Origin of the sequence: Hymenobacter lapidiphilus (genome assembly GCF_003417065.2) — a bacterium.
In the GTDB taxonomy this organism is placed as follows: Bacteria; Bacteroidota; Bacteroidia; order Cytophagales; family Hymenobacteraceae; genus Hymenobacter.
In genome coordinates, this window is record NZ_QVLT01000008.1 from 132,858 (window position 1) to 155,708 (window position 22,851).

The 22,851-nt window shown below is 62.7% G+C and carries 24 protein-coding genes; 22 read left to right on the forward strand and 2 right to left on the reverse strand.

What is annotated here, in order from left to right; translation table 11 throughout:
* Positions 1–46 precede the first annotated feature (46 nt).
* Genes D0N36_RS06955 through D0N36_RS07005 form a run of 11 tightly spaced genes read left to right on the forward strand, consistent with a single transcriptional unit; the run spans position 47 to position 9,192 of the window.
* Positions 47–805, forward strand: coding sequence for a terminase small subunit (locus D0N36_RS06955; RefSeq protein ID WP_116940678.1), 759 nt, complete (start codon positions 47–49; stop codon positions 803–805).
* The gene (locus D0N36_RS06960) at positions 802–2,292 is read left to right on the forward strand and encodes a hypothetical protein (protein ID WP_116940679.1); all 1,491 of its coding nucleotides are present in this window, start codon (positions 802–804) and stop codon (positions 2,290–2,292) included. The genes D0N36_RS06955 and D0N36_RS06960 overlap by 4 nt, the downstream gene beginning before the upstream one ends.
* Complete coding sequence (locus tag D0N36_RS06965) at positions 2,292–2,993, forward strand: hypothetical protein (protein ID WP_116940680.1); 702 nt, start codon at positions 2,292–2,294, stop codon at positions 2,991–2,993. The genes D0N36_RS06960 and D0N36_RS06965 overlap by 1 nt, the downstream gene beginning before the upstream one ends.
* The gene (locus tag D0N36_RS06970) at positions 2,924–3,076 is read left to right on the forward strand and encodes a hypothetical protein (RefSeq protein WP_190242558.1); all 153 of its coding nucleotides are present in this window, start codon (positions 2,924–2,926) and stop codon (positions 3,074–3,076) included. The genes D0N36_RS06965 and D0N36_RS06970 overlap by 70 nt, the downstream gene beginning before the upstream one ends.
* A 3-nt stretch (positions 3,077–3,079) precedes the next feature.
* Positions 3,080–3,520, forward strand: a complete 441-nt coding sequence (locus tag D0N36_RS06975) for a hypothetical protein (RefSeq protein WP_116940681.1) — start codon at positions 3,080–3,082, stop codon at positions 3,518–3,520.
* Between the two features lie 5 nt (positions 3,521–3,525).
* Positions 3,526–4,002, forward strand: a complete 477-nt coding sequence (locus tag D0N36_RS06980) for a hypothetical protein (RefSeq protein WP_116940682.1) — start codon at positions 3,526–3,528, stop codon at positions 4,000–4,002.
* Entirely contained in the window at positions 4,002–5,408 is a 1,407-nt protein-coding gene (locus D0N36_RS06985; protein ID WP_116940683.1) for a hypothetical protein, read from the forward strand. Before D0N36_RS06980 ends, D0N36_RS06985 begins: the two co-directional genes overlap by 1 nt.
* A 2-nt stretch (positions 5,409–5,410) precedes the next feature.
* Positions 5,411–6,286 carry a hypothetical protein gene (locus tag D0N36_RS06990; RefSeq protein WP_116940684.1) on the forward strand — a complete coding sequence of 292 codons (876 nt, stop codon included), beginning with the start codon at positions 5,411–5,413 and terminating at the stop codon, positions 6,284–6,286.
* A 14-nt stretch (positions 6,287–6,300) separates the two neighbouring features.
* Complete coding sequence (locus D0N36_RS06995; protein WP_116940685.1) at positions 6,301–6,522, forward strand: hypothetical protein; 222 nt, start codon at positions 6,301–6,303, stop codon at positions 6,520–6,522.
* Positions 6,523–6,527: 5 nt separating this feature from the next.
* Positions 6,528–7,040, forward strand: a complete 513-nt coding sequence (locus tag D0N36_RS07000) for a hypothetical protein (protein WP_116940686.1) — start codon at positions 6,528–6,530, stop codon at positions 7,038–7,040.
* 55 nt (positions 7,041–7,095) lie between these two features.
* On the forward strand, positions 7,096–9,192 hold the full coding sequence (locus D0N36_RS07005; RefSeq protein WP_147320778.1) for a glycoside hydrolase family protein: 2,097 nt from the start codon (positions 7,096–7,098) through the stop codon (positions 9,190–9,192).
* Between the two features lie 30 nt (positions 9,193–9,222).
* On the opposite strand, the gene D0N36_RS07010 is transcribed toward D0N36_RS07005, so the two are convergent.
* Positions 9,223–10,353 carry an acyltransferase family protein gene (locus D0N36_RS07010; RefSeq protein ID WP_116940688.1) on the reverse strand — a complete coding sequence of 377 codons (1,131 nt, stop codon included), beginning with the start codon at positions 10,351–10,353 and terminating at the stop codon, positions 9,223–9,225.
* A 163-nt stretch (positions 10,354–10,516) separates the two neighbouring features.
* Here D0N36_RS07010 and D0N36_RS07015 point away from each other — a divergent pair, with 163 nt between their 5' ends.
* The 4 genes from D0N36_RS07015 to D0N36_RS07030 are packed head-to-tail and all read left to right on the forward strand — an operon-like array spanning position 10,517 to position 16,335.
* Positions 10,517–10,936: a hypothetical protein gene (locus D0N36_RS07015; RefSeq protein WP_116940689.1), complete on the forward strand. Its 420-nt coding sequence runs from the start codon at positions 10,517–10,519 to the stop codon at positions 10,934–10,936.
* Entirely contained in the window at positions 10,936–12,984 is a 2,049-nt protein-coding gene (locus tag D0N36_RS07020) for a hypothetical protein (RefSeq protein ID WP_116940690.1), read from the forward strand. The genes D0N36_RS07015 and D0N36_RS07020 overlap by 1 nt, the downstream gene beginning before the upstream one ends.
* Before the next feature lie 4 nt (positions 12,985–12,988).
* Positions 12,989–16,078 carry a coiled-coil domain-containing protein gene (locus D0N36_RS07025; RefSeq protein WP_116940691.1) on the forward strand — a complete coding sequence of 1,030 codons (3,090 nt, stop codon included), beginning with the start codon at positions 12,989–12,991 and terminating at the stop codon, positions 16,076–16,078.
* Positions 16,079–16,086: 8 nt separating this feature from the next.
* Positions 16,087–16,335, forward strand: coding sequence for a hypothetical protein (locus D0N36_RS07030; RefSeq protein WP_116940692.1), 249 nt, complete (start codon positions 16,087–16,089; stop codon positions 16,333–16,335).
* Here D0N36_RS07030 and D0N36_RS07035 read toward each other — a convergent pair.
* Complete coding sequence (locus D0N36_RS07035) at positions 16,332–16,934, reverse strand: DUF4468 domain-containing protein (RefSeq protein ID WP_147320779.1); 603 nt, start codon at positions 16,932–16,934, stop codon at positions 16,332–16,334. The genes D0N36_RS07030 and D0N36_RS07035 overlap by 4 nt on opposite strands.
* Positions 16,935–17,035: 101 nt before the next feature.
* Between D0N36_RS07035 and D0N36_RS07040 the strand changes: the two genes are divergently transcribed.
* The 7 genes from D0N36_RS07040 to D0N36_RS07070 all read left to right on the forward strand — a co-directional run.
* Positions 17,036–18,223: a Clp protease ClpP gene (locus tag D0N36_RS07040; protein WP_116940694.1), complete on the forward strand. Its 1,188-nt coding sequence runs from the start codon at positions 17,036–17,038 to the stop codon at positions 18,221–18,223.
* A 62-nt stretch (positions 18,224–18,285) separates the two neighbouring features.
* Positions 18,286–19,386, forward strand: a complete 1,101-nt coding sequence (locus D0N36_RS07045) for a hypothetical protein (RefSeq protein ID WP_116940695.1) — start codon at positions 18,286–18,288, stop codon at positions 19,384–19,386.
* A gap of 90 nt (positions 19,387–19,476) precedes the next feature.
* On the forward strand, positions 19,477–20,052 hold the full coding sequence (locus D0N36_RS07050; RefSeq protein WP_116940696.1) for a hypothetical protein: 576 nt from the start codon (positions 19,477–19,479) through the stop codon (positions 20,050–20,052).
* Positions 20,053–20,067: 15 nt separating this feature from the next.
* Entirely contained in the window at positions 20,068–20,667 is a 600-nt protein-coding gene (locus D0N36_RS07055; protein ID WP_147320780.1) for a hypothetical protein, read from the forward strand.
* A gap of 59 nt (positions 20,668–20,726) precedes the next feature.
* Positions 20,727–22,043 (forward strand): hypothetical protein, encoded by a 1,317-nt coding sequence (locus D0N36_RS07060; RefSeq protein ID WP_116940698.1) that lies wholly within the window; start codon positions 20,727–20,729, stop codon positions 22,041–22,043.
* Positions 22,024–22,548 (forward strand): DUF6712 family protein, encoded by a 525-nt coding sequence (locus tag D0N36_RS07065; RefSeq protein ID WP_116940699.1) that lies wholly within the window; start codon positions 22,024–22,026, stop codon positions 22,546–22,548. The genes D0N36_RS07060 and D0N36_RS07065 overlap by 20 nt, the downstream gene beginning before the upstream one ends.
* Before the next feature lie 29 nt (positions 22,549–22,577).
* The coding region (locus tag D0N36_RS07070) for a hypothetical protein (RefSeq protein WP_147320781.1) at positions 22,578–22,851 on the forward strand (274 nt) is incomplete at its 3' end.

Sequence of the window (22,851 nt, forward strand, 5' to 3'; positions counted from 1 at the left end):
AGGTGCGGGCCTTGCTTGGTGGGGCTTAGGGTAGGAAGTTCGTGTCATGTCCGCCCAAGCCAAGAAGTCTGCCAGCCCAAAGCCCGACGCAAAGCAAAAGCGCTTCGTGTCGCTCTTCTGTGCCGACCCGGCGCTGAACGCTACTCGGGCCGCTATTGGTGCGGGCTACAGCGAGAAGACGGCCGCTCAGCAGGCAAGTCGGTTGTTAAGAAATGTTAAGGTCCGCGACGCTATTGAAAAGGTGCTGGCCAAGGCGGCGATGGGTACCGAAGAAATTGCGGCCCAGTGGTCAGCTATCGGTCGCGTTAACCTGTCGGACTTCTTTGATACGGTGCGCCGCTACAGGCATCCGCAGGTGGAAAAGCCACTGGCTGAAGTAATTGCCGAGCGGCAGGAGCAAATCGATTTCGAGGAAGAGTTTGCCGACGCATCCGACCTGACGGAGAAGCAGCAGGACGACCACTTCGTTGAGCAGCAGCTCCGTAAGCACGAGGTGCTGCGGTTGCAGATTGAGCTGCGGCGCAATCCGGCCGCCACGCGCATCGTGGCTGGGCCGGTGGAGTGGTACGATGAGATGGAGCTGAACCTGGCCAAGGCCCACGCGCTGGGTGTGTTCGATCTGGCCAAGTCCATCAAGCCCACCCAGCACGGCATTGCTATTGAGCTGCCTGACCGCCTGGGGGCATTAGAGCGGCTGGCCAAGTGGCAGGGCATGTTCGTCGACAAGGTGGAGCACAGCGGCTCGATGGGCATCGTATGGGAAGAAACCAAAGCGTATGAGGGTGGGGAGGCCCAGGCTCTATGAAGCTCACGCTGAAGCAGACGACGGCCCTCGATATTTTAGAGGATGACTCAACCACCGAGTTGGTGTATGGTGGTGGAGCTGGTGGCGGTAAGTCCGCGCTGGGCACCTACTGGGTGGCTAAGGGCTGCCTGAAGTATGCCGGCTCCCGCTGGCTCATCGGCCGCGCCAAGCTCAAGAACCTGAAGGATACCACGTTGCTCACGCTGCTGGAGGTACTCGGCAAGCAGGGCCTCACCGCCGCCCACTACCGCTACAATGAGCAGGCAGGTACGCTCACGTTCTTCAACGGAAGCATCATCTTTCTCAAAGACCTTTTTCAGTACCCTTCTGATAAGAACTTCGATAGCCTGGGCTCGATGGAAATCACCGGCGCCTTCATCGACGAATGCAATCAGGTGGTGCAGAAGGCCTGGGGCATCGTCAAGTCCCGTATCCGCTACCGCCTCAACTTCTACTGCCACCAGTGCGGCCGGCCCAACCAGGCTTCGGGCGACCATACGGGCAATGAGGTGCTAGGCTACGACGATAACGGGCAGCCCAACCAATGGAAGTGCCGCGGCTGCGGCTGCGTGACCCGCGGGCTCATGCCCAAGGTGCTGGGCAGCTGCAACCCAGCTAAGAACTGGGTGTACGCCACCTTCTACAAGCCCAGCAAGGACGGCACGCTCAAGCCCTACCGGCGCTTTGTGCAGTCGCTTCTTTCCGATAACAAGTACACGCCGGCCAGCTACCGCGAAACGCTGCTCACACTTGACATGGCTAGCATCGAGCGCCTGTTGCGCGGCAACTGGGAGTACGACGGCGACCCGGCCACGCTCATCGCCTACAACCGCATCTGCGACCTGTTTACCAACTCCTTCGTGGAAAGCGGCGCGCCCGCCATCACGGCTGACGTGGCCCGCTTCGGTGCCGATAAGGCAGTGGTAGGCGTGTGGCTGGGCTTTCGGCTGGTCAACGTCGTGGTGATGGACAAGAGCAAAACTACTGAGTTGGTGGCCCTCATCCGGGGGCTTGCCACGACGCACAAAGTACCGATGTCGCGCATCGTTGTCGACGAGGATGGTGTGGGGGGCGGCGTCGTGGATGGACTGCCCGGCTGCATTGGCTTTGTCAACAACGCCCGCCCCATGCCGTCGCTGGAGGAAGTAGAGCGTGCCCGCTCGGAAGGCCGCGAGCCCAAGCCCGAGAACTACGAGAACCTCAAAGCCCAGTGTCAATACCTGCTGGCTGGCTGTATCAACGCCGCCGGCATGTTCATCGCCGAAGCCGCCCTCACCTCTGAGCAGCGGGAAGCGCTCATGGAAGAGCTGAGCGTGATTAAGCAGCGCGACATGGATAAGGACGGCCCGCTGAAGGTGCTGAGCAAGGATGATATCAAAGAGCTGATTGGCCGCTCTCCCGACTACTCCGACATGATGAGCATGCGCATGCGTCTGGAGCTTCAGCCACCAGCCCCGAAACCTATCACCCACTACCAGTCCTTCTGATGTCGACACCCCACCTCGCTACCGCCCTGCACCAGCTGCCCACTCGCTGGGCCGATGTGACCCTTGCACAGGCTGCGGACCTCTCTGCCCTTCCTGAAGGCGCTACCGTGCAGGACTGCCTGGCCCTGCTGCTGGGCTGCGCAGGCGCTGAGCTGCTACACCTCTCGCCCCAGGCCCTTGCCGGGGCGCTGGGCTCGGTGCTATTCTTAAGTGAGCCCGCCCCCGAAGGCCTGCAATCCTTCCCCCGCGTAGCCGTGCTCACCATGGACGAAGTCGAAGTGCCAGTGCCCGACGTGCTCGAAGACCTCACGTTCGGCCAGGCCGCCGACATCGGGGCCGCTATCCGCGATGCGGGCCACGACGTGCCGCGCCTGCGCATCGTAGTGGCCGCCATCATCCTGCAACCCGCCTACGACGGCATGCCCTACGACTCGGACCGGGCCCAGGCGCTGGAGGCGGTTGTAGGCCAGATGAGCCTGGCCGAAGCGCTGCCGCTCACTGATTTTTTTTTGCCGAGTTCGACCGGATTCGACGAAGCCACGCCGCCCGCCTCAAGCCCATTCCTCTCAGCCAAGCCGAGCGGGCCGCCAACATCGGCGCCTTCAGTGCCGAGTGGGACACGCTGGCCGTCGTGGATGCGCTGGCCGGCGGCGACAAAACCCGCTGGGACTACTTCTACCGCCTCAAGTGGGCCGAGGTGAACACCATGATTGAGTTGGAGAACCACAAAGCCTACTACCGCCACCAGGTGCACCTCAAGCAGGAGCAGCTACAGAAACGATAAGCGATGACCTATCCCGTCCCCATCATCCGCGCCTGCGCCGAGGCGGCCCTTCCCGGCTGCCGCGTCGTGCATGGCGAAAAGGAAGAGGCCAACCTTGACCTTGACCGGCTGCGCTACACCGATACCGTGGTGCTCATCGAGGATAAGATGCTGGTGAGCCTCAACCGCAACAAGTTCGGCATCCGCACCACCACGACCTTCCAAACCACGGTGTCCGTGCTGGCCTACTCCAAGCTGGCCGACTCGGCCGATGTGCGCCTACCGCGCATGAACGCGCTACTCACGGCCGCCATGGCCCTGCTGCTGAAGCTGGAGCAACATCCGGCACTGGAGAAGGCGGTGGCCACCAGTATCGTGAGCGCCTACAACCAGTTTGACGGCAACCTCGACGGGGTAGTGCTGCAACTCAACCTCACGCCCGCCGAGCGGGCTTCTATCTGCTAACGGCCGTGAACCTGTCCCAGCTACTCGATACCGAAATTCTGCGCACTCAGCAGGAGCTAGGCGAGAACATCGTGGCCAGCGGGCAGCGCGCCACCGGCCGCACCATTGCCGCGCTGCGCTCCGAATCGGCTCCGGAGCTGGGCCGACTGCTGGGCCCGGCCCATATCGGCGTGCTGGAGGAGGGCAGCGCCCCGGCCCGTGACCCCAATGCCAAGCCGGGCCGGGCCATGGTCGACGACATTCGCCTCTGGCTGGAGGCGCGTGGGCTGGGCCTCAACCCCTGGGCTGTGGCTACGAGCATCCTGCGCAAGGGCACGCGCCTGCATCGGGGCCAGGACCCGCGCTTCGGCAGGCCCACTGGCACGCTGCGGGATGTGTTGGCCGCTTCCCGCGCCCGCCTGCGCCAAGGCATCGCCGCCGAAACCCGCCGCTCCATCAGTAGCGAGCTGTTTGCTGACTTCGCTTCTAAAACCGCTTACTAATGCCGCCACTAGGTTCCGTTCGCGTTAGCGCCCAACATACCTGCCTGCCCAACGGAGCCGGGGCGGAGCTGCGCGTAACGGTGCGCACCACTACCTCCCAGGGCTTGGACGCGCCGTTGCTGTTCGTGTCGGTCCTGGGGCCGAACGGAGCCGAGTACACCGACTCGTTTGCCGGGGCCGCCCACACATTCCGCTTCTCACCTGTAGCCGATGGCGCGTACGCGCTCAGCGCCCGCGACCAAGCCGATAACGAGGCCACGGGTAGCTACACCGTTAGCTGCGGCGGAGCCGGCCCGCCCGTGCCGCCCACCAGCTGCGACCTGGTCCTGACGGATGTGGTGACCACCAGCGCCACCACGGTCGGCGGCACGGGCAACTTTACGGCCGTACTCAACACCAGTGCGCCGCCCGTTACGGCTATCGTAACGCGGCTCTCCGACAACCAGACCGAGCAGCTGGCCCCCAACTACCCCGCAGGGCCTATCGAGTTCTACCGCGTACCGGTTGACGCCTACCGTTACGTGTTCACCGATGCCGCCCGCTGCACGGCCACGCTGGAGGTAACCATCACGGAGCCCGCACCCCCGCCGCCGCCTGATCCGAATGAACCAGCCCCGCCCGCCCCGGCCCCGCGCTTTGTGGCCGTGGGTGGGCTACTGGCCCGCCCGGCGCTGCTCACTACCCCTGTCTTTACCCTGACAGGTGCCCAGGGCCAGCCCCGGCGCGGCCTGCATGTGGAGCTGGAGCTGAGCCGCGAAGGCAGCCCGGCGCCGTTTGCCCGGCTGCGCAAAACCGTGCGCCAGCTCGATGAGCAGGTCGATGCCGCCGCCCTGCTGGCCACGCTGCTGCAACCCGGCCAGCCACGCAGCAACCTGCCGGTATTTGGTGACAACGACGTGAGCCAGGCCTTTACTTACCGCTTCCGGGAAGTAGATGCCGAAGCAGCGGGTGAGTGGCAGCAGGATGCGGGCCGCTACGTGGCCGTGCTGGCCGCGTTGCCCCCGCTGGTGGAAGAAGACGACTACCTGGCGGGCTACCTGAGCTTCTCGGCCTTTCCCAGTGGCCAGCTGGTACAGCAGGTGGGCTACGGACTGGAGCTAACAGCCTGGCTGCCCGGGGCGCGCATCGGCGAGTGGTGGGCCGAGCTGCGCTACCTCGACCAATCAGGCAGTGAGGTAAGCATCGTAACACGCCCCATCCCGGCCTACGTGCCCGCCGGGGTGCTCAGAGTGGCGCTGCCGGCCCGCCCGCCGGTGTGCGCCGCCTCAGTCGAGTTTCGGCTGACCGATACCAACCGCGCTTATGAGGGCACTTGCCCCGATGGCCAGCCGACGACTACGCCGCCTCCAACTGGTGGGCCGCATGACTTCAACATTCTCGACTTCACTGACCCAGACTTCTTATAACCATGGCAACCAGAACCCAATCCCTGGCCGCGCTCGATACGCTGAGCCAGCAGATAGAAGCCGCTTTGCAGCCCGGCGCCAACCTGCCCGGCCCTGCGCTGGCCCAGCTGCTGGTGCGCACGGTCGCCGAAATTAAGGGCGAAGTCGCCCGCGGCGGGCAGCAGCGCTACGGCGCGGGTGTACCGGCGGCCTCGCTCGGCCTCGATGGCGACGTGTACACCAACACGGCCAACGGCTATGAGTACGCGAAGGTGGCCGGAGCCTGGGTGTTTCAGCTCAACAAGAAGGGGGCGGCGGCCACTGCTCCCCAGAAAGGGGTGGACTACTTCGATGGCGTGGACGGGGCCGATGGCAATGCGATTTTTGATAAAGCCTTTGCGCCGCCAGTGGGTCTTTCAGCCGGGGGGCAGGAGCAGCAGGCCGCCAATTACCAGGAGGGCGACCAGTGGTTCCACACCAAGGGCCTGGCCAGCTACGACCGCTACGCCTTCCTGGAAGGGCAGTGGCGGCTGGTTTTTCGGAAAGCTGAGGGAGCCACGACGCCCCCGCCCTCAGCTACCCTAGCTGCGGGCCTGACCATCTCGGCCGCCTCAGCTACGGTGGGCGGCACGGGCATCACTTACGCGGCTACGGCCAGCGGCGGCACCGGGCCTTACAGCTACCTGGTGCAGGCCACCAACGCCAATACGGGCGGCGTACTCAGTATTGGCCCGGCGGCTTCCGGCAGCTGGAGCCCGCCTGCCGCTGGCTCCTACGATATTACGGCCACGGTTACTGACAGCGCCGGGGCTTCGAAAGTATCGGCCGTGCGGCGTGTGGAGGTGACGGCGCCGGTGGGGGCACCACTCCACCGGCCACGGTCTACGACAACACGGTAACTGCCGGCAATACGGTGAAGGGTGTTACGCTTGGAGCGCAACCCGGCGACACGCTGGAGTTCAACAACTTCACCGGCCCCGACAACAGCCCGGCCGTGATGGAACTGTGGCTCAACAACGAGCAGCTGGCGCAGGTGCCTTACGATAACTACTACACCGGCAAGCCCTTCCGCTACACTCGCAGCGGTGGGCAGTCCTATACCAAAAACTTCGCGGCCGGCCGCATAGACCTCTAACCGACATGGCAAACGAAATAACAGAAATCGGCCAGATCGTTACCTACGGCGGCCAACAGCTGACGCTCACCGGCTCGGTGCTGGCCTCGCAGCTTACCTCACTGCTGACCCGCGAAGGGTCGGGCGGCGCACGCGGCTGGCGCATTTTCGATCCGGCCAAAGCTGAGTTTCTCAGCAGCAAGAAAATCCTGAACCCCGGCGACATCGTGCTGGTGAATGCCAAGACGGTGCCGATGAACTTCACGGTACAGAGCAGTGGTGGTGGTGGTGGATCGGATATAATCATCCTCAGCGGACCGGCTGCCGACATCACTGAATTTGAGGAACTGTTCACCGCGACATCGGCCGCTGCGCCCGCCATTTTCTTTAGCTCCGGAGCCGGCAGCGTGCAGTATTCTGTCAACAACGGCAGCAGCTGGGCCGCGCTGCCGGCTTCCATTCCGGCCAATACCCCCTTCCGGCTGCGCGTGCAACACAGCGCCGCTTTCTCTGCTTCCATCACCCTGACCTACGCATAATATGGCGACTATCCTTGCAACCCGGAAAACGAGCACCGGCTCCAGCTCCCCCCGCGTGCTCTACACCTCCGCCGCCGGGGCCGTATCGGATGCCGACCTGGCAATGGCAACCACCAGCACCAACGCCAATACCACCGACAACACGGCTGTACTGCAAGCCCTGATTGACCAGGCTTCCACCACGGGGGCTAAAATCATTTGGGACGGTAAGTATGCCCACAGCGGCCTGCTGCTCAAATCCAACGTGCATATCGAGGTATTGCCCGGTATGGGCTGCTGGCTGCGTACCGGGGCCAACAAGCCGATATTTCGCACCGTTCGCTCGTTTGCCGTGCCCCTGACGTTTAACGTACGGATTTCGGGCATGATTGCCCACGGCAACCCCGGCGGGCAGACCGGCCGGGGTACGCCGCAATTCGGCCTGAATACCGCGTACTCCATCTATGGGGTGCAGAACTTTATTCTGGAGAACTTTACTACCCTTGCCCACCGCACCTATGCCTTTCATGGGATGGGCATTCGTAATGGCATTGTCCGCAACGGCGTGACGGACTACGGTGCCGTGAAATGGGAGAACCAGGACGGTATTCACTTCGACGGGTATTGCCGTGATTGCCTGGGAGAAAACCTGACGCTGACCACTGAAGACGATGCCATTACCTGCAACGCCGACGATGGTTACCGTGCGCCAGGGTGGGGCGAAGGCTGGTGTGGTGATTTCTATTACCGAGACGAGGAGCCCGGCGGCCCGGCCAATGGTATTACGTTTCGCAACATCAACATTCAGGCGTTCCGGTGCGGTGCCCGCATCCTGAGCGCGGGCAGCAGGGTAGATAATATACTGTTGGAAAACATCTACGGCAATACCTCCGAAATGGGCCTCGTGGTAGATTCTTACCAGGGCTTCGGCGGGGTAAGCGTACCGGGCACCGGCAACATCGGCCGCATTACGGTGCGGGACTGGAGCCTGAACGTAGCCCGCCGCGTGGGCAGCTTCTCCAAGCCGGCCAACACGCAATTCGGCTGCGACATTGAGCAGCTGGTAATTGAGAACTGGCGGCGCACGCTCTTTGACACGGACGAATATCCGACGCTGTATTTCTACACCGGCAACATCAAGAACGTGCAGGTGCGCGGCTACGTGCAGCGCAATGCGGTCAACAACATTGCTACTCCGTTTATCAAAAATGACGGGGCCACCATCGGCAACATTTCCATTGACGGGGCCATCGTGGAGCGGACGGGTACGACCAATTTCTCGCCCGTTTTCAAGCAGACGGCCGGCTCTTTTGGCGTGCTGAGCCTGCGTGGCATCATCGGCAAGAACATTCACAACATCATAGAAATCGCAGCCGGCACGGCCGGCATTGTCAAAGTGGCGGACGTGACGCACACCGGCAGCACGGAGTTTTCCTTCTTCTCTGCCGTGCCGGTGCCGGTGCTGGTGGCCAGCAATGTGTACCCGGCCACGGCCGCGCTCATTAACTCTGCCACCAATTTCGCCAACAAGGCGGGCGACGCCTTCGGCTCCACGACCACGACCCCGCCGCCAACCGACCCCGGCGGCACCCCGAACTCGACGCCGATTTGGGTGGACGACTTCGCCACCGCAACGAAGGACGCACGGTGGACGGAGCAATATTTCGACAAGCCGCAAACCGGCACCCGCATACAGCAGAATGGCCGCCTGGAGTTAACGCCGCTGGCCAACGCGGAAAGTTTCGCGGCCTACACCGAGGCGGCGGCGCAGAGCTTTTCCAACGGCGCGCTTCAAGTTGAAGTGGTTACGGCTCCCGCCGCGCCAACTCAATTCAATACCGAAATGGGCATCGGAATTGACACACTGAACCGTGCCCGGTGGGTAACGGAAGCGGGGGTGCTGTATGCTCAGACCGTTTCGCCCAACGGCAATACCGGCGAAAGCCTCCCCTACGATGCTGTGGCGCACCGCCACTGGCGCATTCGCCATAGCTCCACTACGAACCTGCTCTACTGGGAAACCAGCCCGGATGGGGTGGCCTGGGTATCACGGTTTAATGCCGCGCCGCCATTCCCCGTCACGGGGCTGATTAAAACTTTTATCGGGGGATACCTGCCGACCACGGCCACGGCCACGGCCACGGCCGTGTTCGACAACGCAAAACGGTTTTAAAAACAAAGCCCGGCCAATCGGCCGGGCTTTTTATGCAGTTGCTAACGCCTTAGCCTTGGGCCGTGCACGAAGCTTTTGTTGAAGGGGCTCTTCCAGAAGCCGGTATACGGCAATGGAAAGAAACACCATCAGCGGAAAAAACAGAATAGGGCTGTCCGTTATGTGGCGCTTGATTAAGGTTGCAAAGATGCCAAAGTGAAGAAGGTAGAAAGCATAGGAACTTTTGCCTAGCAAAATCATCAGACGGGTTTCAAGCATGTTCCGCAGCCATGTCTGTTCCGTTATCAGGCCGCGAAACAGTGATACTATTCCTATCGGCAACAAGAAGTTGTTGAACAGGATACCGCCTGAGCTATACGCCTCCGGGGTTGGAGGCGTGGGATTCACAAACGTGCCCGCTACTACGCAGGCAGCTATCCAGGCAATACCGCCCCAAGTGTAGAAGCCGCCCCGGCCAGATTGGTTAGCGTTTCGCTGCAGGAACACAGCTAAGCCGATACCATACAGAAACTCCATGCACCGTCCGAAAAACGTGTAGGTAAGCATGAAATTAAAGCTGTTGAAGAACCCCAACTTGTGTGGGACCAGCAGTACGATAGCGCAACCAGTGGCTAGCAGGGTAACCCCATACGCAGCTAAGAGCCCATACCTTTTCGTGCTTCGTGCTAGGCCTATGAGTAGTAGAGGTGCTAGGACATAAAAGCATTCCTCCACCGTAAGCGTCCAGCCCTGGGCAATGCCCGTAAACACAAAAGGATAGAAAAACGCCTTTGTAAGTGTGAAATTCAACCCAGCAACTAACACCATGTCTTGAGTAGTATAGCCCGCCCAACGTCCGATCAGGTCGTAGTCAGGACGCAGGTAGAGCACCACGAACGTAGCCAGGGTCACCAGAAAGTACACTGGATAGATGCGCGCGAAGCGGTTGCGGATATAATTGAATAGCCAGCCGGCCGTCAATTCCACCCGCTGCCCATAATTGGTGGCAATTAAGAATCCACTCAGCACAAAGAAGGCAGTAACGCCACTGTTGCCTTCTCGCAGGAGAAGACCGAGCCAACTGGCTTCTGCAAATGGGTTATAGTGAGTGAGAAAGACGGTATAAGCCGCGAGGGCACGGATACCAGTAAGGGCTGGGAAATATTGTTTGCTAGACGACATAAGGCCGCAAACCTACCAACTTCCGCCCACAAAGCCCCGCGCCCCACCGGCCGGGGCATTTTGCTGCCCACCCACCAACCCAGCGGCGGTTTGCCCCAGCTTCCCGGCGTTTCGGCCCTACCCCGGTTGCTCCCCATTTTCCACCGTGGCACCTTCGCCTACGATGGAATACACCGCCCCCTACACCGTCCGCCTCGACCACTGCCCTGCCCCCGGCATCTACCTGCGCTGGCTCTCGCCCTTGGGGGCCTGGGATGGCTGGCTCTTCGATGGGGACTTCGACGACGCCAAAATGCCCGAGGCGGGCAGCGTATTCCGGCCCGCAGCTTCCGCAGCGCCCCAAGTGCTGCAGCGGCCCGGTGGCGCCCGCCAACTGCTACGGGCGGGCGACCTGAGCCCGGCTCAGCATGAGGCATTAACCAGCATCATGACCTCTCCGCAGGTATTCGTGCAGGCTGCCAGTGGCCGGCTAACTCCGGTAACCGTGGTACCCGTTACCACCGGCCGCACCAGCTCCGACACCCGCACCACCTTCGACGTGGAAATCGAGCTGCCCACGCCCAACGCCCTGACCCGCGCCTAATGTCCAGCCCTGCACTCATACTGGCTGATGGAGGCCGCCTGCCGCTGGCGGACGGGCAGCGCGTGGCCCTGACCATCCAAGACAACAACATCCTGCAGCCCGCCTCCGTGCAGGCCGCCTACTCCAACACGCTCACGCTGGCCGATGCGCCGCCGGTGCGCGCGGCCCTGGCCCAGGCCCAGCATGGCCCGGCCCTGACGGTTGCGCCCTACCAGCGCCTGGCATGCGCAGTCGAGGCCGGCGGACTGGAAGTGCTGCCCGGGGCGACAGCCTACGTGGAGGCGCACACGGCCGGCGAAGGCTTCGAGTGTCAGGTGGTGGGCGGCAACCAGGACCTGTACAGCGCCCTGGAAGGCAAGAAGCTGCGGGAGCTGCAGTTCCCGGCCAGCACCGCGCACGAATGGACCCGCACCAACGCCGCTATCGGCTCGGGCCGACTCGACTGGCGCCAGGGCTACGTGTACGAGCTGCACGACCGGGGCAAGGGCGGGCCGGAAGAAGGCGCACGGGTGCATATCTACGAGGAGCTGGTATTGGCTTCGGTGTACGCCCGGGCCGCGTGGGAGCAAATCTTCACCGAAGCCGGCCGCCAATGGTCGGGCCCCATGCCCGAACTATTTGACCGGCTCACGCTGCCCACGGTGGCGGGCGCGGCCTACTCCGAAGCTTTCCGCAACGCCCGGCGGCTGGTGGCCGGCATCGGGGGCAATCGCGGCGAGTATGGCCGCGCCTACGAAGGCCGGCCCGAGTTGATGCGCACCGTGCCTTACGACACGACGCCGACTGAAACGGGCTTTCTGGCCCCGTCTGAGTCGCTGGTATGGAACCCGGTAACGCACTCTTGGCGGGCCAAAGAAGCCTGCTACGTCAGCGTGGATGCCAGTCTGAACGTGGAACTGAGCAGCCCCTTTGGTTCGGCCAAAGCCCAGCTGTTTGCGCTGGTAAACGGTAAGCAAGTCAGCAAACAGGTCGAGGGCCAGCCCGTACCTGTGGCTGGGCCGGCGGCCGAAAGCAAGAAGGGCGCCGACTCCACTTACGTCACGGCCACGCTCAACGAGAGCCGCCTGCTGCTGGCCAGGGGCGACGAGCTCAGTATCCGCGTGCGCCTGAACCCCGCGCAAAAGGGCTTTGGGGGTAGCCAGAAGTGGGGCTACGAGATGTTCGCTTTCCGGGTGATTACCGTCGCCGGCAACACGCTGCCGCTCGACAAGTTCAGTGTCACGGTGCTGGCCGACTTCCCGCCCGGCGGGCTGGTGCGGCTGGCCGACCTGCTGCCCGACTGGAGCCAGAAGGACTTTGTGAAGGCCATCATCGGCCTGTTTGGCCTGACTCAGCAGACCAACGCCTACACCCAGGCCGTGCGGCTGGCGCCCACCGGCCCGGCGCTGGCCCAGAACCTTTCGGGGGCCGCTGACTGGAGCGGGAAGGTGGATGGCAGTGCGCCCGCCACTCGCAGCTTTCACCTGCCCGACACGGCCCGCCGCAACTTCTTTCGCTGGAAAGAAGATGACACCAACCCGGAATCTGCCCAGCAGCTAGGGGATGGTTGCCTCGATTGTCCCGATGCTACGCTCGATGCCGAGCGCGACGCGCTGGTGCTGCCGTGGGCCGCTACGACCACCGGCACCAACGGGCTGCCGCTGCTGCCCACCTTCGCCCGGCAACTGGGCACGCCGTCGCTCACGCCCACCTACGAGAAGCGCACGCCCCAGCCCCGGCTGCTGGCCCGTACTGGCCGCACCCGCCGGGTGCTGCTCACCGACGATACGGGCAGCAGCACCGTCATCTTCCCCATCTCTGATTTTGCAGGCCTCGACTTTGCCGTCGACCTGCTGCCCGCCTACTATACCCACCTGCGGGCCGCTTACGCCCGACCCCTGGTGCTCAGGCCCCTGGTGCGGCTGAATGGAGCCGAGGTGGCCGCCTTCGACCAGCTGCGGCCGGTGTGGCTGGAAAGAGAGGGCAGCTATTTCTACTGTAATAAAATCGACGGTTGGGAGGCGGATGCCGCCTCTACCCGCGTCGAGCTGCTGCGCTTAACCTACTAGCCCCATGGCCCAGGACATCACCGAAAAGGTCTTATTCGAAGTTCGGCTCAATGCCGAGCAGCTCAAAACCGAGTCCGATGCCGTGCGCAAGCAGCAGGCGGGGCTGGCTACAGCCATTGCCACTACCCGGGCCGAGCAGAAGCAGCTAGCCGCCGAGTTCAAGGCCGGCACCAAGTCGGAAGCGGAGTACGGCGCAGCGGCTCAGGTACTGACTGAAAAGCTGCGCACCCAAAGCAAGGAGCAGGCTGCGGCCGGCAAGACGCTGGAGAACCTGGGTAAGCTCAGCGGAGAGGCCGAGGGCTCGATCAACCAGTTGCGGGCTGAGCTGGCCTTAACCACCGCGTCCTACAATGCGCTCAGCAAGGAGGAGCGGGCTAGCTCCGAAGCCGGCAAGGCCCTGCAGGTCCGCACCCGCGCCATCAGCGACGAGCTGAAGGGGCTGGAGTCAGCCGTGGGTGATAACCGCCGGGAGGTAGGTAATTATCGGGGCGCGTTTCAGGACCTGGTAAAGGAAATGGTCAAGCTCCAGGTTCAGGAAAAGAATCTGGTGGCCGGCTCCAAGGAGCTGGCCGAAAACCAGCAGCGCCAAATCGGTTTTCAGACCGCTGCCAGCGCGGCCGCCGCCAAAGCGGGCAAGAGCTACGAGCAGGCCGAAAAGGACATCACCAACTACGCGGCCGCCATCCGGCCCGCCGTTGCCAGTCTGGTAGCCTTAGAGGTCGAACAGGCCCGGGTGGTGGAGACGGCCGGCGAAACGAGCGAGGCGGCCCGTAAAATAGGTTTTCAGGTGGCCGCCGCCACCCGCTCACTCGAAGAGGCAGGCCCGGCTACTGAGTCCTTCAGCGGGGCGCTGGTGGAGGCCGCCGGGCAGAGTGACGCGCTGGGTGGGGCCGTGGGTACGCTCTCGGGCGTGCAGGAAAAATACATTCAGGTGCAGAATCTGGCCCGCCTAGCCATGGGCGCCAGCACAGGCGCGGCCCGCATTCTAAAGTTAGCCCTGATTGCTACGGGGCTGGGGGCCTTTCTGGTCGTCATTGGCAGTCTGATTACCTACTTCACCCAAACGGCTGAGGGCGGGCGCATCGTCGAAACCGTGATGGCCAAAATCGGGGCTACGATCGACGTGGTAACCGACCGCATAGGCAATTTCGGCAAGGTGGCAGCGCAGTTTTTCAGTGGCAATTTTTCGCAGGCTGCAGAAACAGCCCGGGCCAGCTTCCGCGGCATCGGCGACGAAATTGCCCGCGAAACGAAGCTGGCTGGAGACTTGAGCAAGGCCCGACAGCAACTCGATATCGACCAGGCCAACAACATTGCCACCAACAAACGCCTGCTCAACGATGTGGAGCGGCTCAAAAACCTGCGCGACGACGAAAATAACAGCCTGGCCGTGCGCACCCAGGCCAATGAGGATGCCTATAAAGTGGAACTGCAGCGGCAGAACACACTGGCTGACCTGGCCAAGCGCAACTTTGGCCTACTCAAGGCCGATATTGACCGCCGGGGCGGTGCTGCCAAGGCTACCGTAGAGCAGCGACGGGCGCTAGGTGAGGCGGAAAACGAGTACTATGACATCCTCGAAGACAGCGCCGGTAAGCAAAACGAACTCATCACCAACCGCTTCAGCCTGCAGAAGGAGGGAGCCGAGAAGCTGCGTAAGCTGCGCCAGGACGCGCTGAATCTGGAGCTGGCCCAGCTCGATGCGCGGCTGGCCAAGGTAGTCGTCGGCTCGGGTGCCGAGTTGCAGCTGCAGAAGGATAAGCTCAGTAAGCAGCGCGCCATTGCGTTGAGCGAAGCCGAGCTAACGGCATCCGCTAAGAAGGCTATCGAGGTGAAGTTCCGACAAGATGTGGAGCAGCTCGACCGTGACCACCTGCAAATCCTGCGGGCCCAGGCAGTCGAGGCCCAGCAGACGGCCATTGCCACCCAGCTGGCCCAGGCGCGCGCGGGCAGCAACGAAGAATTCCTGCTCAAGGCCGAAGCCATTCAGGCGAGTCTACAGCAGCAGCTAGCCGCCATCGACACCCGCCAGTCCGCCGAAGCCCAGCAGGCCCAGGGCGACCGGGCTCGGGCCGAGGCCACCCGCCAGCAGGCCGAACTGGAGTTCACCCAGGCGCTGGCCAATCTCGAAACCTACCTGGCTGAGCGGCGCACGCTCACCAATGCCCAGTACGCGAGCGGCGAAATCACCAAGGCTCAGCATGAGCAGCAGCTAGCCGCCATCGAAAAGGCGGGTGGGCAAGCCCGTATCGTCGTACTCCAGGACTACGGCCGCGACGCGACAGCCGAGACGGAAGCCCAAAGCCAGCGCGAGGTTACGGCTACCGAGCAGACGACGGAGCGCAAAAAGGAGTTGGCTGAGCAGGAGCAATCTATCCGCTTAGCCGTGGCCAGCACTGCCGGCGACGCGGCCGATCTGGTCATTGAGGCGCTGGGGGAGGAGTCGGCGGCCGGGCAGGCTGCGCTGGCCCTGAAGAAAGCGGCCGCGCTGGCCACCATCGGCATCAACCTGGCTACGGAATTATCGGAAATCGGCAAAAATGCCGCAGCCAATCCGCTCAACATTCCCACCGCGGGCGTGGCCGGCCTCTCCCAAGCCACCATCCTTTCAGCCATTGCCATCGGCAAATCCGTGCTGGCCTCGGCCCGGGTGCTGGCCTTCGCGGACGGCGGCCGGGTGGTAGGCCCGGGCGGGCCGAAGGATGATCTAATCCCGGCCCTGCTCTCCAACGGCGAGGGCGTGATGACAGCCCGGGCCATGAGCCTGTTCGGGCCAGTGCTGAGCTGGATGAACCAGGCCGGCGGCGGGAAGAGCTTCGGCTACTCAGACCCGATGCCGGCGGCCACCATGGCCCGCTACGCCGAGGGCGGGGTAGTGCGCTACGATGCCAGCTACATGGCGGCCATGTCGGGCCGTAGCGGGGGCAGCCAGCAGCCCATTGATTATTTGGCCCTGGCTCAGGCCATTGCTCAAGAAGTAGGCCCCGTGTTTTATGAGGCCAACAAGGCGCTGCCAGTGCCCGATCTCAACATCACCGAATTAGCCGCCAAGCAGCAGCGGGCTGCCCGAAATGAAGCCCGCGGCACTATCTAGCCCCACCTATGAAAGTAATCGACCTGCTCAACGCGCTCGACGACGCCGGCCAGCTCAACACGCTCTACCAGGCCGGCTGCCTGAACATCCGCGCCTACAACATGCGCGATATCTACCAGCGCTGGCAGACGCTCAAATCGTCGCTCCGTTACGCTGATGACAATGGCGGGGCTGTACGGGCGGTAGCGGCTGAGCTAAGCGTGAGCACCGACACCGTATACCGGGCCGTGGCAGGCATGGAGCAGCGGGTGGCTTAGAAGTCAGAGTTGGATACGCCACCCGACTGAGCTGCCGTCAGCGCAGCCTTGATGCCAGCCTGAATAGAACGAACTGTTTCGTCTGTTTGCTTTCGGTAGCTGGCAATAACCGGACGCAACTCCCCCTTCTTATTGTGGGTAGCGCTGTTCTTCGTCAGCAGGTTAGCTTCGGCTGGCGTGCGCGCCGTTTGCTGGGCGGCGCTCATCACCGTAACCTTCGGGTTGTATTCGCCCTGGTATTCCAAATCTGTTACAATGCTGCGGTAGCGGCCATCCTTGCAGTCGAGCTGCACTAAAAACCAGAGCTTGAACGGATTGCCGAATCCCATTACGACGATGTTGATGCGGTCCCACCCACGCGCCACTACCCGGCCGGTCGCCGCATCAGAGAGCTGCACTGTGGCATCGGTGGAAGGGAAGGTCTTGGCGGCCCACAGCTGGGCCCGCGCATATAACTCAGCCTGTGTAGCACCTGGCACCTGCACCACGTCGGAGTAGGTGACTTTGCCAGTATCTGGATCGACTGGAAAAACAATCTCTTGGGCCCGCGTGACGAAGCAGCAGAGCAAAAACACAATCGTGAGTAGAGTAAGGCGCATAGAGAGGAAGTTGTAATACGCCACCAAGATAGGGGCTTACCGCAAATCTGTGCGGCAGAAAGCCCGCGCCCGGCTGGCTCGGCTGCCACCTTCGCAGAGTAATGGTAGAAGCCCAGCTCTATATCGACGGTAAGATTGTCTCGCAGATTCCCTGCGACGAGAACGGCCTGCCCTTGCCCGGTCCCTTTGCCCTGCTCTCGGGCCTGCAAAGCCAGCTGGAGTGGCAGCGCCCCTACGATACGATTCGGGTACAGATCAATTCCCCGGGCGGCGAAACCACCCAGGGCTTTGCGATGGGCGACTGGCTGCGCAGCCTGAATGTGCCCATCACGACGGTGGCCATCGGCCAGTGCTCCAGCATCGCGACGGCCCCGTTTCTGGCCGGCTCTACCCGGTTGGTGCACCGCAATACCGAGATGCTGATTCACCTGCCTACGGGCGGGTTTCAGGGTACCGGGGCCAACGCCGCCCAGTCGTTTGCCAATGACATGGCCGACTGCGAAAGCAAAATCATCGCCCTCTACGTGGAGCGCACTGGCGGCGACGCCTCCGAAATAGCTGCCCTGATGGCCAAGGAAACCACGCTTACGGCCGACATGGCCCGTGACATGGGTTTTGCCACGCAAGTTCTTGAGCCCATCATGGCGCTGGCCGTGCTGCCGACCCCCAACCCCTCATCGAATCCTTCACTTACGCCGGCTGACCCGGACACTACGCTCATGAGCAAGTTCAACAATTTCCTCAACCGCATGAAGACGGCCCTGTCCGAGCTGGAGAAGGATGCCCCCAAAACGGCACTGGCCGTCACCACCACCGGCGACTCGCCCGTGGAGCTGACTATCGACAGCGGTGACCGGACGGCCTACGAAGTAGGCGACATGGTGTACTCGGATGCCGAGATGACCAGCGCTGCGGCTGATGGCGACTACGTGCTTACCGATGGCAACACCATCACGGTAGCCGAGGGCGCTATTTCGGCCATCACCGAGCCCAACACCGACTCAGCCGCTGATGGTGACGTGGCGCAGGCGCTGCAGTCGCTGGCCGAAAGCATGGTGGTGCTCACCAACGAGGTGCGCAGCATGAAGACCTCCAACGCCACCCAGGCTCAGTCGCTGGCCACAGTGAAGGCCCAGTACACGGCCCTGGCCCGGGGCGTGAAAACCAACGCCGCTGCCTCGCCCGCCGGCAAGTCCGGTGCCGATGATGATACCGACGACGCCGACCCGATGAAGGTAGCCGCGGCCAACCGGGCGGAGCGGCGCAAAAACCGCTACGCCAAGTCCTAGCCGCTTGCCCAAGCCGGCCGGACGCACTCTTCCTGTTTTCCCGAACCTAAGTTTTTCAACCCATGTCTCTCTTCGCTGCTGCCGTTATCGCCCTCGGGTGCACCTACGGCCCCCAAGACTTCCGGGAAATCATCCTGGAACCCATCCTCGACTCGCCCGACCTGCGCTCGATTCTCACCATCACCGATGGCGTGAAAGCCAAGAAGGATGTGCTCTTCGCTGAGCGCATGCGCAAGGTGACCAAGAAGGACACCGGCTGCGGCTCAACACCTACCAAGCCCGTGCTGGGCATCGAGCGCGTCACCTGGGACCCGCAGCCGCTGGAGGCCTGGATTTCTGAGTGCGCCTCCGATCTGGAAGGCTCCTTCATGGCCTGGGGCCTGGGTGTAGGCTACAAGCGTCACGACCTGCAGGAGGCCATCATCAAGATTGCCAAGGGCTACACCGAAACGCCCGAGGAGCAGAATTACTGGAATGAGTTCGTGCAGGACACGATGGAGGAGGCTATCCGCGCCGACATCTTCCGCATCGGCTTCTTCGGCAACCCCACCATCACGGCCGCCAGCCTGACAGTAGCCGGCGACGTGGCCAACTACAACCAGGTGCTGGGCCTGTGGCCGCAGATCATTGCCAAGGGCACGGCGGATGCCAAGGTGCGCGCCTACACGATTGCCGCCAACTCGGCTACCACCGTGGAAGGCCAGAAGCTGGCCCCTGGTGTGTCGGATGAAATCTTCACGGCCCTGGCCATCGGCGGCGACCGGCGCCTGCGCTCGGGCAAGTTCGGCACTCCGGTCATCATGGCCACGCAGAGCATCATCGACAACTGGGCCGCGCTGCGCAAAACTGCCCAACTCGAAACCAGCTTCAAGCTGGTGGAAACCGGCCTGGTAGGCCCCACCTTCGACGGCATCATGGTCATGCCGATGCCCGAGTGGGATGAGATTCTCAACGAGGACTTCAACAAGAACGGCGTCATCGACCGGCCCCACCGCGCCGTGCTTACCACCATCACCAACCTGCAGCTGGGCTTCGACTCCTACGACGAGGCCACGCAGCTGGAGTCGTGGTACGAGAAGAAGGATAAGGAAACCCACAAGCGCGCCAACTACAAGATGGACGCCAAGGTGATGCGCAACTTTCTCACCCGCGCGGCCTACTAGCCGGCCCGCCTGATTCAGCCAACACGGTAACCAAAGGCCCGCCAGCAACCGGGCGGGCCTTTTTCCTTTCAACTACTTTTTCCTACGACTATGGCCGCTTGCGGACAACTCAAAAAGGGCATGCTGCCCCCCTGCATCCCGGCTGCCGGTGGCCTAACCACGGACCTGGTGCTGATTCCCAAATCCTTCCTGCTGGCCGCTGTGCGCAATCAAACCCTGCGCAAAGCTGTCACGCTGAGCCTGGTTGCCGGCAAGAAAGGCTTCCTGTTTCGGGGCCTCAATGACAGCAACGTGGCCCGCGTCACGCTGGCCCCCGGCAAGTACGGCCCCAAGTACACCCACGAGGTGGATTTGGCCAGCTTCGCCAACGATCCGGAAAGCCTCGAAACGGCCGAGGACCTGGGCAAGGAGCCCACCGTGGCCGTTGTGAAGGGCAACGATGACCTCTACAAAGTCTACGGCCTGGGTGCCGGCCTCAAGCTCACCAAGGATGCGGCCGACACGGCCAACGCCGATATCGGGGCCGGCTCGGAGCTGACCATTTCTTCCGATAAGGAGGGGGGGCGCGAAGACGTGCTGTGGGTGGCTGATGGAACCGGGCTCTATGACCCGATTGCCACCAAGGCCCTGTTCGAATCGTTGTTCACGGCTCCAGTAGTCATCTAGCTTATCTACTAGCTCGTGGTGAATTCAAGTGACATGGGGGAGTGGTTGCAGCGCGCCGGCCGGCTAAAGTCAGCCGGCGCGTCTGCTATCGATCCGGCCGAACTCTCGGCCGTGCACGCCGCCCTCTACCCCCAGGCGCCACCCGTGCGCACCGGCTGCCGCAAGTGCGTCATCGACGCCTGGCAGGCCATTAGCCGCTACCTGCGGCTGCATACTGAAACCGATTCTTCCTCTCTTATTTCCCCTGCCATGTCTGCCAATCAGAACCAAGCCCGCTTCATCAGCGACGACACCCAGTACTTTCCTTTCGGTCTGGGCGTAGCCGTCAACAACGACAACATGACCGATAAGATGGCCCGCTACATCCTGGAGCAGGATGCCGATGCTGCCGGTCTGTTCAAAACCCTGCCTGCCGAAGAGCAGGAAGACTCGGACGACTCAGACTCGGACTCTGACAACACCACCGTAGTCGTGTCCGACCGGATGCACCGCGATGAGCTGGAGGCTATCTACCTCGATGCTGCCCCCGATGGCGACGCCAAGGCCTTCGCCAATAAGGCGGACCTGATTACCGCTATCGAGGCGCTGAGCAACGCGCTCAAGCCCGCTAAGTAAGCCGGCTGGCCTGAGTGCCCACCGCCCGCCTATTGTGAACCCCAAGCCTACCGCCCGCCGTGCCGGAATCGACCATCATCGCCAGCCCCAAGCCCCGTGCTCCGCGCTCTATCGACGTGAAGGACTACCTCAAGTGGGGCAAGGATGACCAGGAGCCGCAGCGCTTGCATGAGCTGGTGCGTAGTTCCGGCACGGCGACGGTATGCGTGGCCACCAAGGCCAAGTTTATCGAGGGCAACGGCCTGAAGGACCAGACGCTCTGGAAAACCGTCATCAATGAGAAGGGCCAGACGGTGGATGAGCTGGTGCGCCTGCACTGCCTGGAACTGGCCGAGGGTGAAGGCATTCAGATGCTGCTCAACTTCAACGCCCTCGGTGAGCCGGTCGAAGTGTTGCACCTGCCGTTCGGGCAGTGGCGGCCCGGCCAGCCCACCGAGCGCGGGGAAGTGCAGGTCGTATTTGAAAAGCGCATCCCGCTGCCCGGAAAGAAGAAGGAGAAGCCGATTGCCCGGCTGGTATACGACGCCACTGAGCCCAATGAGGACCGTGCTGAGCGTATCCTGAACTGGGAAGGTGGCCTTGATGCCTACCCAGGCGAAATAGCCTACTACTTCCACCGCCGCCCTTCAGCTGCCGGCTATCATCCGGAGCCCGTGTGGCTGCCGGTGCTGCTCGACATCGAGGTGGACGCGCTGCTCAAGATCAGCCGCCGCACGGACGTAGCCAGCGGCTACACCGATAAGACGATGATTACCGAGTACGGCAACGCCAACCCCACCGAGGAGGTGAAGCAGGCCAACGGCGTCAAGTATGGGGGTTTTGTGGGCCCGCTGGGTGGGCGCGTGCTGCTGCAGTACGCGATGACTCGCGAGCAGAAGCCCGACGTGGATACGTTTCAGGCCCCCAACGCCTCGGAGCGCTACGCCACCGACAAAGCCGCGCTCAAAGTCAGCATCCGGGAAGTATTCCAGATTCCGGACATCTGCTACGGCGAAAGCCAGGCGGGGAAGCTGGGCATGGACGGCGAGTTCGAAGACGCCACCCGCTACGTGCAGAACATGGTCGTCAACACCGACCAGCGGGCCATCGAAACGCTCTACGCTTCGGTGTTCTCGAATTTCCGGACCGCTGAAGGGGAGCCCGTCTGCCCTTCGGGTGACTACTCGATTCAGAACCTGAGCCTGAATGCCCAGGTGGAAGCGGCGGTGCCGAGTGAGGCCGAGAAGACGCTACAGGCCCTCAACAGCCTCTCGCCATTGGTAGCCAATAAGGTGCTCGAAAGCATGAGCGCCGACGAAATCCGTGCCCTGGTTGGCCTGAAAGCCGGCCTTGGACCTGACCCCTCAGCCTCAACCAATGGAACACCTGCTACTTAACCTCGACGACTTCGGCCCTTACTGCGAGCTGCCCGAGAACATGCGCTTCGAGCGTATGGCACCGCATATTCTGGCCGCCCAGCGCCAGCTACGGCCATTGCTGGGCGAGCCACTGTATGCCGAGCTTTCCCGCCGGCATGAGACGAATAGCCTGAGTGGCGACTATCTGGAGCTCCACGCGCTGGCCGTGCCCGCACTGGTGCATGCGGCGCTGGCTTCCTTCTGGCCCTTCTCGCAAACCACGCTCACCAGCGCCGGCCTGCGGCAGAAAACCAGCCAGTACTCGGAGCCGGTGGATGCGCGCACGCTGGCGGCCCAGGCTACCATCTACGACGGGCGGGCCCTCACCTACGAAGTGGAGCTACGGGCCTGGTTGATTGTGACTGCCGACAGCTTCGCCGGCTTCTATCCTTCCGGGCACTGTGAGGGCCCTAGTGTGAGCCGCAGTTCGTCCGTGGTGATGCAGGCCATCACGGCACCTAGCTACGGGGGCGGCCGCTACTAATTCCCTCACCCACTACTGCCTGATGCCCCGTGCCGCTACTTCTCTCTACCGAAGCCATCCTCGACTACCTGAAAACCCTGCCTTGGTTCATCGCGGCGGCGCTCACGGGTGGCTACGCCCTGTTTCTGGTGGCCCGCGCCCCGGTGCAGGCCTTTCTCAGCGGCTACCTCGATAGTCTGCTCAAGCGGCAGCAGGAGGCGCGCAAACAACCCAGCACCCACCTGGCCGCCAACTCGCGCAAAGCCGTGGTGCTGGAGCAGACGGCCGAACGCATGCGGGTGGAAGCCGGCTGTGACCATGTAA